Here is a 12,972-nt window from a genome sequence, read left to right on the forward strand (position 1 = left end):
ACGCCCGCCGGTCGGGAATCGGAGTCAGTATCACCGACGCTTCATGGACTGGAAGAACTCGTCGTTAGTCTTGGTGTCCTTGAGCTTGTCCAGCAGGAACTCGATGGCGGCGGTATCGTCGTCCATGGAGTGCAGCAATTTGCGCAGAATCCACACACGCTGGATGTCGGCTTCGGACATCAACAGGTCTTCGCGGCGAGTGCCGGAGCTACGAATGTTGATGGCCGGGTACACCCGTTTCTCCGCAATCCGTCGGTCCAGATGCACCTCCATGTTACCGGTGCCCTTGAACTCCTCGTAGATCACTTCGTCCATTTTGGAACCGGTGTTCACCAGCGCCGTGGCGAGAATGGTCAGGCTTCCGCCTTCTTCCACGTTACGGGCAGCACCAAAGAAACGCTTGGGCTTTTCCAGGGCGTGGGCATCAACACCACCGGTCAACACCTTACCGGAGGAAGGAATGACCGTATTGTAGGCACGGGCCAGACGGGTTATGGAGTCCAGCAGAATAACCACATCTTTCTTGTGCTCGACCAGGCGCTTGGCCTTTTCGATCACCATCTCGGCCACCTGCACGTGACGGGCCGGCGGCTCGTCAAAAGTGGAGGCGATGACTTCGCCGCGCACAGTGCGCTGCATCTCGGTCACTTCCTCTGGCCGCTCGTCAATCAGCAGAACCATTACATGGCACTCTGGATTGTTACGGGTGATGGACTGGGCAATGCTCTGCATCAGCAGCGTCTTACCGGCCTTGGGCGGGGATACGATCAGGCCTCGCTGCCCCTTACCAATGGGCGCCACCAGGTCCAGAACCCGTGAGGAGAGATCCTCAGTGCTGCCGTTACCAGCTTCAAGCGTCAGACGCTCATCCGGGAACAGCGGCGTCAGGTTCTCGAACAGAATCTTGTTGCGGGCGTTATCCGGCTTGTCAAAGTTGATCTCGTTGACTTTCAGCAGGGCAAAATAACGTTCGCCGTCTTTCGGAGGACGGATCTTGCCCGCGATGGTGTCGCCGGTACGCAGGTTGAACCGACGAATCTGGCTGGGGGAAACGTAAATATCGTCCGGCCCGGCCAGGTATGAGGCATCGGCGGAGCGGAGGAAGCCGAAACCATCCTGCAGAATCTCCAGTACACCGTCACCGTAAATGTCTTCGCCGCTTTTGGCGTGTTTTTTCAGGATGGTGAAGATCACATCCTGTTTGCGCGAACGAGCCAGGTTGTCGAGGCCCATTTCTTGCGCGATATCGAGCAATTCGGGCACGGATTTCTGCTTGAGTTCAGTAAGATTCATAGTTTGTTGGATTTTCAGGAATGGAAGTAAACGACTGTTGGAATGACAGGGGCGCCCCTGAACGTGTTGATCGAATCAAAAATGAAACAAAGGTGCTGGCAGATGGAGCAACCGGTGTAGATGGAAGCCGGATATTAAATGCCGAAGCCAGAGAGTGGGAACAACTGTTCGCCGGGCAACGGCATCATCGGCCACCTTTAGCGCGAATGTCAAGCCCCTGAATAAAATTAAGCCAGTTTTTGGCATGGGGTTCACTGGTTCTGGAGCTCCCTCTGATGGGTTACTCCCTTCCCAACCACGCAGCAGATCAGGATACTGAGCCTATGATTGATGACAGACTTCCGGAGCCTACCCCATGAGCAGTGATCGCACCAGCGAACTGAAGCCCCTGAACATCGCCCTTCTGACCGTCTCGGACACCCGAGGCCCGGATGAAGACACGTCTGGCCAGTTTCTCGAGGACAGCGTTGTCGAGGCCGGTCACCGGCTTGTGGCCCGCCGCATCCTGCCGGATGACATCTACCTGGTCCGGGCCCTGATGTCACAATGGATTGCCGATCCGGAGATTCACGCCGTCATCATTACCGGCGGCACCGGCTTCCACGAACGTGACAGTACGCCGGAGGCGGTAGCGCCCCTGCTGGATAAAACCATCGACGGATTTGGTGAGGAGTTCCGGCGACTGTCCGCGTCTGAAATCGGCACCTCCACCATCCAGTCCCGGGCCTTTGGCGGCCTGGCCAACCATACGGTTATTTTCTGCCTGCCCGGCTCAACCGGGGCTTGCCGAACCGGCTGGAACGGCATTCTGGCAACCCAGCTGGACAGTCGCCATGGCCCCTGTAATTTCTCTGCTCTGGCCCTGCGCAAGCCGGACCGCCCCTACCAGCGGGTTCAGGAAGTGATTGGCCAGCGTGCCGAGCGATAAACAGGAGGACACATGGTGGCTAACGATCTGACATCGGTTGACGATGCACTGCAACATATTCTTGACCGGGCGCCGGCCATCACCCGAACCGAAGCCGTTGCCTTAACGGACAGCCTCGGCCGGGTTCTGGCGGAGAACCAGTATGTTCCCGCGGATGTGCCGCCAGCGGATAACAGCGCCGTGGACGGCTATGCGGTATGTCTGGCCGATGTCGCCGCCGGCAAACCGATGTCCGTATCCGCCAGAATCCCGGCCGGCGTTGCCCCCGGAACACTGGCACCCGGCACAGCGGCACGGATTTTTACCGGCTCCGAGATTCCCGAAGGGGCCGATGCGGTCGTGATGCAGGAACGGGTGGAACGCACCGACGACATGATTCTGATCCAGGCCGAGGTTTCAGAGGGCCAGAACATTCGCAGGCAGGGCCAGGATCTTGCCCGGGGCGATCTGGCGCTGGCGAAGGGCAAGCGCATTCGCCCCCAGGAAATGGGCCTGCTGGCCTCCATGGGAATCAGCCAGGTTCCGGTCATGGGCCGGCTAAGAGTCGCGGTATTGACCACCGGTGATGAACTGGTGGAGCCGGGCCAGCCACTTGATTCTGGCCAGATATACAACACCAACCGATTTACCCTCATGGGCCTGTTGGCCGAGGCTGGCTGCGAGCTGGTTCTGTGCGAAACCCTTGAAGATACCCGGGAAGCCACCCGCAGCACGCTCGAGTCTGCTGCTGCCAAGGCCGACCTGATCATCACCAGCGGCGGCGTATCGGTCGGTGAGGAGGACCACGTTCGCGCGGTACTGGAGAAATCCGGCAAGCTGTCACTTTGGCGCATGGCAATCAAGCCCGGCAAACCACTGGCGTTTGGCGAAGTGGCAGGCATACCGGTACTCGGTTTGCCGGGCAATCCGGCAGCGGTCCTGGTCACTTTTCTGGTGGTGGCGATGCCTTACATTCGCAAACGCCAGGGCCGGCAGGACCTCCTTCCCGTGGGCGAATCTCTGCCCGCTGGGTTTGACGTAACCTCCACATCTGTCCGCCGCGAGTTTGTACGGGCCCGGAAGCAGGGTTCAGCAGCGGGTCTGGAGGTTGTCGCCTACCCCAACCAGAGCTCCGGCGTCCTGAGTTCCGCCTGCTGGGGCGACGGCCTGGCTGTGGTGCCGGAACACACGGCCATCCGCGCCGGCGATTTGATTACATACTATCCGTTCACCGAATTACTGAGTTAACGATGACAGAACCAACACTGACCGTGCGTTTTTTCGCCCGACTAAGAGAAGAGCTGGGTACCGAAAGCCTGACCCTGCCGGCATCAGAGCACCAGACGGTCGCGGACCTGCTTACCCACCTGGCCAGCCGGGGCGGTGCCTGGGCCCAGCTGACCGGTGGCCAACCGGTGATGGCGGCCATCAATCAGTCCATGGCGAAGCCGTCCAGCCCGGTACAGCCAGGGGATGAGGTAGCCTTTTTCCCACCGGTCACCGGAGGTTGAGATGATTTCAATCCAGACCGACGATTTCGATGCGGGTGCAGAATATGAGGCGCTTCGCGGGACCGGACCGGGCACCGGGGCCATTGTGACCTTCTCGGGTCTGGTGAGGGATTCCGGGGATCTGTCCGGGGTGACGGGGCTGTTTCTCGAGCATTATCCGGGAATGACCGAGCAGGTGATTCAGGGGCTGATTGATGAGGCGGGCCGGCGCTGGGATGTGCAGCGGGCCCGGGTGATTCACCGGGTCGGGCAGTTGGCGCTGGCGGACCAGATTGTGTTTGTAGGGGTGTGCGGTGCCCACCGGGGCGATGCGTTTGCGGCCTGTGAGTTCATTATGGACGCGTTGAAAACGTCGGCGCCATTCTGGAAGAAGGAGATTACCCGCGAGGGTGAACATTGGGTGGAGCAGAAAGAGGCTGATGTTGCCCGGAGTCGGAACTGGGAGTGAGACGCTTATTGGAGTTTGCCGCCCGGCCGCTGGCCTAGTGGGACCTCCGAAAACCGCTGTGAATACGTCCCTGTACGCTTGCTCTCCGCCATCCATGGCTCCGAGCATTTTCGGAGATCCCACCAGACCAGCACCCTACATATGCAGTCAGCTGATCCAGCCGAGATCATATTAGCGTTCCAACCCCCTAAAATCATTGCGATTCCTGAACACTTCGTCGGTTTCAGGACAATTAACCGCAACCGCCCCCACCGATTCGGCAAATCCCATCACCCGGCGGTTGTCCGAGGCCAGCCAGCGATCCAGTTCCACCATTACATTTACCGGATACACACCGTGCAACGGGTGCAGGCGGCCGTTATGTTCGGCAATAGCCGGGCGGTCGGGTTGGGTTTGCCAGGCGGTGACCAGGGCGCTAAGGGTTCCCGGGGTGATTCCCGGGGTATCACAGGGGCAGACCAGCACAGCTTCGGCACCCTGAGTTTCCGCGGCTTTCAGGCCCGTGAGCAGGCCCGCCAGAGGGCCCTGGTCGCGTAGTTCAGGAGGATCCTGCAGGATGCGGCCGGGCGCCAGGCGTTCGTATTCCGGCAGGGAGCGGTTGGCGCTGATAAAGACAGCCGGGGTGACGGTCTTCAGGGCCCTCAGCACCCATTCCGCCATGGCTTTGCCTTGCCAGGGTACGAGGCCTTTGTCCTGGCCGCCCATGCGGGTGCCTTTGCCGCCTGCCAGGAGCAGGCCGATGATTCTGTCTGGTCGGGTCATGGCATAAAAAAACCGCCCGTGAAGCGGTGTTCAGGGGCGGTTTCCTTCAACAGCGGATCAGAGGTTGCTGTCGAGGAAGGCGGCCAGCTGCGATTTGGACAGCGCGCCTACTTTGGTGGCATCCACGTTGCCGTTCTTGAACAGCATCAGGGTCGGGATACCACGGATGTTGAACTTGGGCGGGGTCTGTTCGTTTTCGTCGATGTTGAGTTTGCAGACCTTAAGCTTGCCGTCGTATTCGTCAGCGATTTCTTCCAGAACCGGAGCAATCATTTTGCACGGGCCACACCACTCGGCCCAGTAGTCTACCAGTACCGGAACGTCGGACTTCAGTACATCCTGCTCGAAGGAAGCGTCGGTGACATTAACGATATTTCCGCTCATTACCTTTTCCTGATTCAGGCGCTCCGGGGCTTGGATTCCGGCCCTTCGGGAGTCGCTGTTGACTGTAGTGGACGGTGTTCTCTTTACGGACCGGCCGCCCACCCGGATTAAGACAGACTATTACTTTACGCGATTGCCGGCCCTGATGTGAAGCCGGTTGTATCTACCCTCGGGTTGATCCGTGTCAGTAATGTCCGCAGCGAGTTACTGACACGGCCGGGAAGTTTCACTTATAGTACGGCCAAGTTCATATCACACAGGACGCCTATCAACGTGACGGCCGCATCCCCTGCCGAGAAGCCTGAAACCTCCCCGGACATGCTGGCAGCCATCGATATGGGCTCCAACAGTTTTCATATGGTCGTCGCCCGTCTGGTGCATGGCGAAATCCGCACGGTTGAGAAGATGGGCGAGAAAGTCCAGCTTGGCGCGGGGCTGGATCAGTACAATCGGCTGACCGAAGAAACCCAGCAGCGGGCCCTCGAATGTCTGAGCCGGTTTGCCCAGCGCCTTCAGGGCATGCCCCGGGAAGCCGTCCAGATCGTCGGCACCAATGCCCTCCGGGTCGCCCGCAATGCTCACGATTTCATTGCCCGTGCCGAGGAGGTGCTGGGTTATCCGGTAGAGATCATCGCCGGGCGTGAGGAAGCGCGGTTAATCTATCTCGGTGTCTCCCATACCCTGTCAGACGATTCCGGTCGGCGGCTGGTGATTGATATTGGCGGCGGCAGCACGGAATTCATCATCGGACAGCGTTTCGAACCCCAGGAGCTGGAAAGTCTGCACATGGGGTGCGTCTCGTTCCGCAACCGCTACTTTCCCGATGGCAAGATTACCCGGCGCCAGATGGACAAGGCCATTACCCACGCCGAGCAGGAACTGCTGAATATCCGTCAGCACTATCGTTCAGTGGGGTGGCAGAGCGCGGTGGGCTCTTCCGGCTCGATCAAGGCGATTGCCAACGTGCTGGCAACCCTGAAGATTACCGACGGCTCCATTAACCGCGACGGCATGGAAGAGCTGCGCAAGCGCCTGGTGAGCATGGGCAAGGTGGAGAAACTGGCCGAACTGGGGGTAAGGGAAGATCGCCAGAGCATTTTCCCCGCCGGCTTTGCCATTCTGATGGCCGCGTTCCGTTCACTCGACATCCAGACCATGACCTTTGCCGACGGCGCCCTGCGTGAAGGCCTGCTGTACGACATTGTCGGACGCATCCAGCACGAGGACGTTCGTGAACGCACGATTGCGGCGCTGCAGGAGCGTTACCACGTAGACCAGGCTCACGGCGCAGCGGTCGAGAACACCGCGATTGCCGCCTGGGAACAGGTGGCGGGGCAATGGGGCCTGCGCACCGCCGCCGATGAAGACGTGCTGCGCTGGGCCTGCCGGCTGCACGAGATCGGCCTGACCATTTCCCACAGCCAATACCACAAGCACGGCGCCTACCTGTTGCGTTATTCCGATTTACCCGGCTTCAGTCAGCCGTTCCAGAAGGATCTGGCCACTCTGGTCCGGGGCCATCGCCGGAAGTTCTCGTCGGCGGTTTTCGAGGGTATCGAGCCCGAGGACAAACCCCGCCTGACCTACCTTTGCGTGCTGGTGCGACTGGCGGTGCTGATCCAACACCCACGCAACCTGGAAGCCCCCCCCGCCTTCACCCTTCACGGCCACGATAACCGCCTGGTAGTCGAGTTCCCCGAGGGCTGGCTGGACAACCGCCCGCTGACCCTCGCAGACCTGGAGAACGAACGGGACTATCTGGCACGCCAGGACTTTACCCTGGAGATCTCGGGCCGGTAACACTGGCCGGCCTCAGCCAGCCAGTTCCGCCTCCAGGCTCTCCACAGTTTCGCTCACCTCCAGCCACTCGGCTTCAATGCCTTCCAGCTCGCGCTTGAGCTCTGCCTGCTCCGCCAGCAGTCCCTTGAGCCGAACCTTTTGCTGGTCATCGTAAAGACCTGGGTCGGCAAGATTCTGCTCCACGGTGGCCAGCTGTTGCTGCAACTGTTCCATACGGGCCTCAAGCGTTCCCTGTTTTTTCCGCCACGGGCTGAGTTTCTGTCGCAGTTCAGCTTCCTGGCGCTTGCGGGCCTTGCGTTCGTCCGCCGTCAGGGTCGCGGCTCCGGCGATATTGGCTGATTTTTCCTGACCCTCGGCCACTTCACGTCGGGGCGGCGATTCCTCATCCTTTCGGCGATCCGCCAGCCAGCGTTCGTAATCCTCCAGGTCGCCCTCGTACTCGCCAACAGCGCCGTCGCATACCAGCCAGAATTCATCCACCGTGTTGCGCAGCAAGTGGCGGTCGTGGGATACCACCACGATGGCGCCATCGAAGTTCTGGAGCGCCATGGTCAGGGCCTGTCGCATTTCCAGGTCCAGATGGTTCGTGGGCTCATCCAGCAGCAGCAGATTGGGTTTCTGCCAGGCGATAACGGCAAGCGCAACCCGGGCCTTCTCACCGCCCGAAAACGAGCGAATGGGCGCAAGTGCTTCGTCGCCGTGAAAATCGAAGCCGCCCAGGAAGTCCCGGACTTTCTGCTCCGATGCGGTTGGCGCCAGACGCTGCAGATGCAGGAACGGGCTGGCGTCGAGATCCAGGGACTCCAGCTGATGCTGGGCGAAATAGCCGATGGCCAGATGTTCGCCACAGGTGCGCTCACCACTGAGCAGGGTTCCGGTGCCGCGAAGGGCATCCATAAAGGTGGACTTACCGGCCCCGTTCGGCCCCAGCAAACCAACCCGGGTGCCGGGCAACAGGGTGACATTGATGTTCTTCAGAATGGGCACATCCCCATGGCCCGCGACCCCGTGGCGAATGGACAGCAATGGATTGGAGACCTTGTCCGCGACCGGGAACTCGAAACTGAAGGGTGAGTCCACGTGCGCCGGCGCAATCTTTTCCATCCGTTCCAGTGCCTTGACGCGGCTCTGGGCCTGCCGGGCTTTGGTGGCTTTGGCCTTGAAGCGATCAATAAAGCGCTGGATTTCGGCAATTCTGGCTTGCTGGCGTTCGAAACTGGCCTGCTGCTGGGCCAGTCGCTCGGCGCGCTGACGCTCGAAGGCTGAGTAATTTCCCGTATACAGCACCAATTGCTTCTGATCGAAATGCACCAGATGAGTAGCCACCCGGTCCATGAAGTCCCGGTCGTGAGAAATAAACAGCAAGGTACCCGGATACTTTCTGAGCCAGTTCTCCAGCCACAGACAAGCATCCAGGTCCAGGTGGTTGGTGGGCTCATCCAGCAACAGCAGATCGGATGGACGCATCAGTGCCTGGGCCAGGTTCAGTCGAATACGCCAGCCACCGGAAAATGCCGAAACCGGGCGCTCGGCATCGCTGTCGGCGAAGCCCAGGCCCCTGAGCAGAGTCTCGGCCCGACGCGGTGCGGACCAGGCTTCGTGAATATCCAGCTCCCCGTGCAGGCGGGCAATGGCATGGTCGTCACCACCCGCTTCCGCTTCGGCCAGCGCCCGCTCCATTCGCCGCAACTCGGTGTCGCCATCCAGCACAAAATCCCGGGCGGATCTGGACGAAGCCGCGACTTCCTGAGCCATATGGGCAATCCGGCAGCCACCGGGCAACGCCACGCTGCCTTGCTCGGGTGCAAGCTGCCCCAGCAAGAGCTGGAAAAGACTGGATTTGCCGGCACCATTGGCACCAACAATGGCAACGCGCTGCCCCGGTTGCACGGTCAGGTTCACGTTTTCTAGCAACCAGACGCCGCCCCGTTGTAAACTGAGATCGGTTATCGTTAACATAGATTTAATCTATCCATGGATTACTGCCAGGGAAGCGCCATCATGACCGTTCAACAAGCGGAGCCGCTGGAACTTCCAGAACACATGGAACCAGACAATCCGTTATGGCGTTATGCCCTCGCTCAATGGCAGGATCCGCAAGTGGCTGAGGCCTGTCTTGAGCTGCAGTCCGAGGGATGGAGCGTAAGCCGCATCCTCTGTGCCGGCTGGCTCGCCACGCACGGTCAGTCGTTCTCTGGCGTTGAGGACGCTAAGGTAACAGAGTGGCGAAGCCGTGTAACCGGTTGCCTTCGCTCCGCCCGCAAGTCTGTTCCCCGGGCCAATGATCGTGGCCGGGAGCTACGGGACACTCTGGCCAGGGCAGAGCTGCTGGCCGAACAGCTGGAGCTGGCTCTGGCCTGGCAAACGTTGAAAGAATCCGAACCGGAGCGCGGAAACATGCAGGAATCAGGCACCATCATCGGGCAGAATCTTGTCGCTGCCGCGCCGTCCCGTGACGTACCCGTGCGGGTAAAACCTCACCTTGAACTTCTGGCCCGCCGGCTTGCTGGCCAGACCACCAGAGGCGGCCCATCATGTTCATGAAATGGCTGATCCGGCTTTCATTTCCGGCGCTCGGCCTTTTGCTGCTGCTGATTTTCTTCGGCCTGGGCGATCCTGACCAAGTTTCCGAACCGGAGAATACCCAGCAGGCGACGACGATTCCCTCATTCGAGGGGTTGCTGCCATCGCCAATCCCCACCGAGGGCCCGGACATCGTGTTCAAATGGCAGGACACCGATGGCAACTGGCACTATGCCGATCAGCCCCCGGCCCAGGGCCCCTGGAATGCCTTGGCCATTGAGCGCCCAGACCCCGTGCCCCGGAAGCCGCAGACCATCAGCCCGGAAGATGACTGGCAGTCCCCCTACCAGGCCCCCTATTCGCTCAATGGCTCACCCGCCAGCGGTTCCTGACGCGGGTTGCGCATTGCCGCGAAATGAGTCTCTGATTAACACATGTTCAGTGGCATCCCGCTGCTGAACCCGTTACCTTGTTCACTTTCAGAATCCAGGGTCAGAGAGCCCAGAAACACGTGAAAAGGATGAAATGATGAAGAAAACGCTTTTGGCTATCGCCGTTACCGGCCTGATTGCCGGTTGCTCAACAGCCCAGGAGCCGGCAAACGACCCGGCCCTTGAAACCACGCCCGAGAAAGTCAGCTATGGCATGGGATTGGTGCTGGGTGAGCGCATGAGCAACGACTTGCCGGATCTCCAGATGGACCAGTTCCTTCAGGGCATCCAGCATGGCCATGCCGGTGATGAAGACAGCAAGCGACTGACCCGCGAGCAGATCCAGGAAGCGCTGATGGCCTACCAGCAGGAGCTCCAGCAAAAGCAGGAGCAGCAACTGGAAGAACTGGCTCAGAAGAACAAGGATGCCGGCGAGGCTTTCCTGGCTGAAAACGCCGAGCGTGAAGGCGTTGAGACCACAGAGTCCGGTCTCCAGTACGAAGTGATTGAAGAAGGTAACGGTGAGCGCCCAACCGCCGAGGATCAGGTGGAAGTCCACTACACCGGCGAACTGATCAACGGTGAGGTGTTCGACAGCTCCCGTGAGCGCGGGCAAACCGTGACCTTTGGCCTGAACCAGGTGATTCCTGGGTGGACAGAAGGTCTGCAGCTGATGAGCGAAGGTGCTCGGTACAAGCTTTATATCCCGTCTGACCTGGCCTACGGCCCGGGCGGAAACCAGGCTATTGGCCCTAACGAGACCCTGGTATTCGATGTCGAGCTGATCGCCGTGAATCCGTGGCAGGACGACGCCGGTTCAGACGAATAAGCTCTGGCCAGCACTCCGGCAGGCAATAAAAAACCGGCACCATTTCTGGGGCCGGTTTTTTATTGCGGGTAATGCGGTTCCGGGTAGAGGCAATCAGGCCGAAGCCACCTTGCCCGCATGGGCGTTATGCAGATTCTCAATCAGGAAATCTTCCATCTCGAAGCGTGACTCCAGCACTTCTCCAAGCCGTGACAACTCGTTGAACAATTCCTTGACGTCGACCTCGGACAGCTCCCGGCCATCCAGACGATCATTGAAGTTCAATGCCACTTCCGTGGTCTGCTCGATCCGGGGATAGAGCTTTGCTGCCAGTTCGAGACCGCCATCGTTGAACTCACGGGCCTCCTGAATCAGCTGTTCGTAGACTTCAAAGTGGCCGGCCGAAACATAATCCACCAGCACTTCGCACAGGCGGACGAATTTTTCGCGGAGGGCATCGGTCTGGGAAAAATCACTTTCTCCAGACAACTCGCAATACTGAACCAGAAGCTCCTGGCGCTCCTTCAGCCAGCGATCAATCAGCTCGCTGACACCACCCCAACGCTCCCTGGCATTCCGGCAATTCTCCAACATGACGCCTGTCTCCCCTCGGTCAATCCGCCCGTTCTCTGGATCTAGTCTTGATAATTATTATGTGGCATTCAAGTTACCCCATGGTCATGGTCAGCCGCAACTGTTTCAGCTCTGCAACCAGTCCCGGGGAGAATAGCGTCGCAGCATCACAAACAGCCCCAGTACAATCAGCAGGCTAAAAAAGACCGCGGTCCATCCGGGGATACTCAAACCGAGAAAACGCCAGACCACTTCGGCGCAATCACCCGTGCCTTTCAAAGCGGTTTGCAGCACTTCAAACCAGGGTAGTACCTCGAGCATGTAATCAACCGAGGGACCACAGGCAGGCACCTGGTCCGCCGGCAGACTCTGTAACCATAGCTGACGCCCCGCCACCGCCAGACCAGCGCCGGCGGCAACAATCAGTAACAGCCCGTAGACCCGGTTGCCGAACCCGCGGGGTCCGTGCAGAAACGCCAACAGACTCACCAGCCCTGCACCCATAAATCCGAAACGCTGCAACCAGCACAACGGGCATGGCTCCAGACCCATCACGTGCTCCATGTAAAAGGCCACCGCCAGCAACCCGGCGCACACCAGAAATACCAACCCGAATATCCATCTGCTTGTCAAAACGCTACCCCGGAATCATGATGTGGACTGCACAAGCTTCCATGGCCTGATATTCTCAGAGAAAAACCAGCGTGCCATGAAACACTGAACCAATCCTAACCCATGACTAACGCCAAGCCTATGACCATTCTCAGAAAACTGACGCCGGCCCTGTTACTGACCCTGTGCGCACTGATGCCTTCCCTGCCCACCATGGCCGAGGAAGCTGATGAAGAAACCGAAGTGAAGGGGGTAACCGACTATATCGCCATGGAACCGGCATTCGTCACCCATGTCGGCAAACCGGATGCGAAAGTGGCCTATCTCAAAGCCTCCGTAACCATTCGGGCCTCCCGCGAAACCACCCGGCCGGCGGTAGAAGCGCACATGCCCAGGTTACGGCACGAACTGGTGATGCTGTTTGGTGAGCAGACGGATCTTGACCAATTGTCTTCCATGGACGGCCAGCAGGCGCTGCGGGAAGAAGCAACCAAACGGATAAACGGAGTGCTGGAGGAGCAGCAAACCGGTGAGACCATTACCGGAGTGCTGTTTACCGAGTTTGTGGTTCAGCGCTAGTTGCGGCGTCCACCGGGCGGTGGCACCGGATCAGGCGATGCGTGAGAACAGATCATCATCCTGTTGCGGGCGCTGTTTCCGGGCCTGACCGGCATCATCCCAACCGGCTTCCCAGGCGGCAATAATGACCTCACCACGGTATGGACAGCGGGTTTTGTCCATGCCCATCTCTCCGGCCATGTATCCCTGCCGGTAGGCCTTGTTCAATGCTTCTACATCCCAGCCGAGCTTGATATCCGTTGCCATGGGCCACCTCCTTACCTGATGTAATAGAAAGTAACAGCAGGTAACAGATCCAGCAAACCGGACAGCCGGTTCTGTGCGTCACGTCCCTTTCCGGA

At 59.4% G+C, this 12,972-nt stretch carries 16 protein-coding genes; 9 read left to right on the forward strand and 7 right to left on the reverse strand.

The genetic code is table 11. The features are described from left to right. Nucleotides 1–30 precede the first annotated feature (30 nt). Nucleotides 31–1,293: a transcription termination factor Rho gene (gene rho, locus ACSSVV_RS12175; protein ID WP_454106319.1), complete on the reverse strand. Its 1,263-nt coding sequence runs from the start codon at nt 1,291–1,293 to the stop codon at nt 31–33. Between the two features lie 355 nt (nt 1,294–1,648). Between rho and moaB the strand changes: the two genes are divergently transcribed. Genes moaB through ACSSVV_RS12195 form a run of 4 tightly spaced genes read left to right on the forward strand, consistent with a single transcriptional unit; the run spans nt 1,649 to nt 4,159 of the window. Continuing rightward, nucleotides 1,649–2,221, forward strand: coding sequence for a molybdenum cofactor biosynthesis protein B (moaB, locus tag ACSSVV_RS12180; RefSeq protein WP_014420345.1), 573 nt, complete (start codon nt 1,649–1,651; stop codon nt 2,219–2,221). 12 nt (nt 2,222–2,233) lie between these two features. Next, the gene (locus ACSSVV_RS12185) at nt 2,234–3,448 is read left to right on the forward strand and encodes a molybdopterin molybdotransferase MoeA (RefSeq protein WP_022992120.1); all 1,215 of its coding nucleotides are present in this window, start codon (nt 2,234–2,236) and stop codon (nt 3,446–3,448) included. 2 nt (nt 3,449–3,450) lie between these two features. Further along, a complete protein-coding gene (moaD, locus tag ACSSVV_RS12190) occupies nt 3,451–3,711 on the forward strand; it encodes a molybdopterin converting factor subunit 1 (RefSeq protein ID WP_023008381.1) in 261 nt (86 codons plus the stop codon). Between the two features lies 1 nt (nt 3,712). Then, nucleotides 3,713–4,159: a molybdenum cofactor biosynthesis protein MoaE gene (locus ACSSVV_RS12195; protein WP_023008382.1), complete on the forward strand. Its 447-nt coding sequence runs from the start codon at nt 3,713–3,715 to the stop codon at nt 4,157–4,159. A gap of 171 nt (nt 4,160–4,330) precedes the next feature. Here ACSSVV_RS12195 and mobA read toward each other — a convergent pair whose 3' ends face one another. Next, nucleotides 4,331–4,921, reverse strand: a complete 591-nt coding sequence (gene mobA, locus ACSSVV_RS12200) for a molybdenum cofactor guanylyltransferase MobA (RefSeq protein WP_454106320.1) — start codon at nt 4,919–4,921, stop codon at nt 4,331–4,333. Between the two features lie 57 nt (nt 4,922–4,978). Continuing rightward, nucleotides 4,979–5,305 (reverse strand): thioredoxin TrxA, encoded by a 327-nt coding sequence (gene trxA / locus ACSSVV_RS12205; RefSeq protein WP_011784020.1) that lies wholly within the window; start codon nt 5,303–5,305, stop codon nt 4,979–4,981. A gap of 318 nt (nt 5,306–5,623) precedes the next feature. Between trxA and ppx the strand changes: the two genes are divergently transcribed. Beyond that, on the forward strand, nt 5,624–7,105 hold the full coding sequence (gene ppx, locus ACSSVV_RS12210; protein ID WP_051993034.1) for an exopolyphosphatase: 1,482 nt from the start codon (nt 5,624–5,626) through the stop codon (nt 7,103–7,105). A 12-nt stretch (nt 7,106–7,117) separates the two neighbouring features. On the opposite strand, the gene ACSSVV_RS12215 is transcribed toward ppx, so the two are convergent. Next, nucleotides 7,118–9,064 (reverse strand): ATP-binding cassette domain-containing protein, encoded by a 1,947-nt coding sequence (locus tag ACSSVV_RS12215; RefSeq protein WP_454106321.1) that lies wholly within the window; start codon nt 9,062–9,064, stop codon nt 7,118–7,120. Between the two features lie 42 nt (nt 9,065–9,106). On the opposite strand from ACSSVV_RS12215, the gene ACSSVV_RS12220 reads away from it, so the two are divergent. The 3 genes from ACSSVV_RS12220 (at nt 9,107) to ACSSVV_RS12230 (ending at nt 10,888) form a co-directional block, all read left to right on the forward strand. Beyond that, nucleotides 9,107–9,649: a DUF2390 domain-containing protein gene (locus ACSSVV_RS12220; protein ID WP_454106322.1), complete on the forward strand. Its 543-nt coding sequence runs from the start codon at nt 9,107–9,109 to the stop codon at nt 9,647–9,649. Continuing rightward, entirely contained in the window at nt 9,640–10,020 is a 381-nt protein-coding gene (locus ACSSVV_RS12225) for a DUF4124 domain-containing protein (protein WP_454106323.1), read from the forward strand. The genes ACSSVV_RS12220 and ACSSVV_RS12225 overlap by 10 nt, the downstream gene beginning before the upstream one ends. A gap of 136 nt (nt 10,021–10,156) precedes the next feature. Next, nucleotides 10,157–10,888: an FKBP-type peptidyl-prolyl cis-trans isomerase gene (locus ACSSVV_RS12230; RefSeq protein WP_454106324.1), complete on the forward strand. Its 732-nt coding sequence runs from the start codon at nt 10,157–10,159 to the stop codon at nt 10,886–10,888. Between the two features lie 93 nt (nt 10,889–10,981). Here the strand turns inward: ACSSVV_RS12230 and ACSSVV_RS12235 are convergent, their stop codons facing one another. Beyond that, a complete protein-coding gene (locus ACSSVV_RS12235) occupies nt 10,982–11,461 on the reverse strand; it encodes an Rsd/AlgQ family anti-sigma factor (protein ID WP_011784014.1) in 480 nt (159 codons plus the stop codon). A 105-nt stretch (nt 11,462–11,566) separates the two neighbouring features. Next, entirely contained in the window at nt 11,567–12,073 is a 507-nt protein-coding gene (locus tag ACSSVV_RS12240) for a disulfide bond formation protein B (RefSeq protein WP_011784013.1), read from the reverse strand. Between the two features lie 102 nt (nt 12,074–12,175). On the opposite strand from ACSSVV_RS12240, the gene ACSSVV_RS12245 reads away from it, so the two are divergent. Further along, a complete protein-coding gene (locus ACSSVV_RS12245) occupies nt 12,176–12,631 on the forward strand; it encodes a flagellar basal body-associated FliL family protein (protein WP_011784012.1) in 456 nt (151 codons plus the stop codon). A 30-nt stretch (nt 12,632–12,661) separates the two neighbouring features. On the opposite strand, the gene rmf is transcribed toward ACSSVV_RS12245, so the two are convergent. Further along, entirely contained in the window at nt 12,662–12,877 is a 216-nt protein-coding gene (rmf, locus tag ACSSVV_RS12250; RefSeq protein WP_011784011.1) for a ribosome modulation factor, read from the reverse strand. Nucleotides 12,878–12,972 lie beyond the last annotated feature (95 nt).

It is taken from the genome of Marinobacter sp. MBR-105 (genome assembly GCF_053628895.1).

Coding starts and splice junctions, on each gene's coding strand:
- rho (WP_454106319.1), bottom strand. CDS start 1,293: ATGAATCTTACTGAACTCAAGCAGAAATCCGTGCCCGAATTGCTCGAT.
- moaB (WP_014420345.1), top strand. CDS start 1,649: ATGAGCAGTGATCGCACCAGCGAACTGAAGCCCCTGAACATCGCCCTT.
- ACSSVV_RS12185 (WP_022992120.1), top strand. CDS start 2,234: ATGGTGGCTAACGATCTGACATCGGTTGACGATGCACTGCAACATATT.
- moaD (WP_023008381.1), top strand. CDS start 3,451: ATGACAGAACCAACACTGACCGTGCGTTTTTTCGCCCGACTAAGAGAA.
- ACSSVV_RS12195 (WP_023008382.1), top strand. CDS start 3,713: ATGATTTCAATCCAGACCGACGATTTCGATGCGGGTGCAGAATATGAG.
- mobA (WP_454106320.1), bottom strand. CDS start 4,921: ATGACCCGACCAGACAGAATCATCGGCCTGCTCCTGGCAGGCGGCAAA.
- trxA (WP_011784020.1), bottom strand. CDS start 5,305: ATGAGCGGAAATATCGTTAATGTCACCGACGCTTCCTTCGAGCAGGAT.
- ppx (WP_051993034.1), top strand. CDS start 5,624: ATGCTGGCAGCCATCGATATGGGCTCCAACAGTTTTCATATGGTCGTC.
- ACSSVV_RS12215 (WP_454106321.1), bottom strand. CDS start 9,064: ATGTTAACGATAACCGATCTCAGTTTACAACGGGGCGGCGTCTGGTTG.
- ACSSVV_RS12220 (WP_454106322.1), top strand. CDS start 9,107: ATGACCGTTCAACAAGCGGAGCCGCTGGAACTTCCAGAACACATGGAA.
- ACSSVV_RS12225 (WP_454106323.1), top strand. CDS start 9,640: ATGTTCATGAAATGGCTGATCCGGCTTTCATTTCCGGCGCTCGGCCTT.
- ACSSVV_RS12230 (WP_454106324.1), top strand. CDS start 10,157: ATGAAGAAAACGCTTTTGGCTATCGCCGTTACCGGCCTGATTGCCGGT.
- ACSSVV_RS12235 (WP_011784014.1), bottom strand. CDS start 11,461: ATGTTGGAGAATTGCCGGAATGCCAGGGAGCGTTGGGGTGGTGTCAGC.
- ACSSVV_RS12245 (WP_011784012.1), top strand. CDS start 12,176: ATGACTAACGCCAAGCCTATGACCATTCTCAGAAAACTGACGCCGGCC.
- rmf (WP_011784011.1), bottom strand. CDS start 12,877: ATGGCAACGGATATCAAGCTCGGCTGGGATGTAGAAGCATTGAACAAG.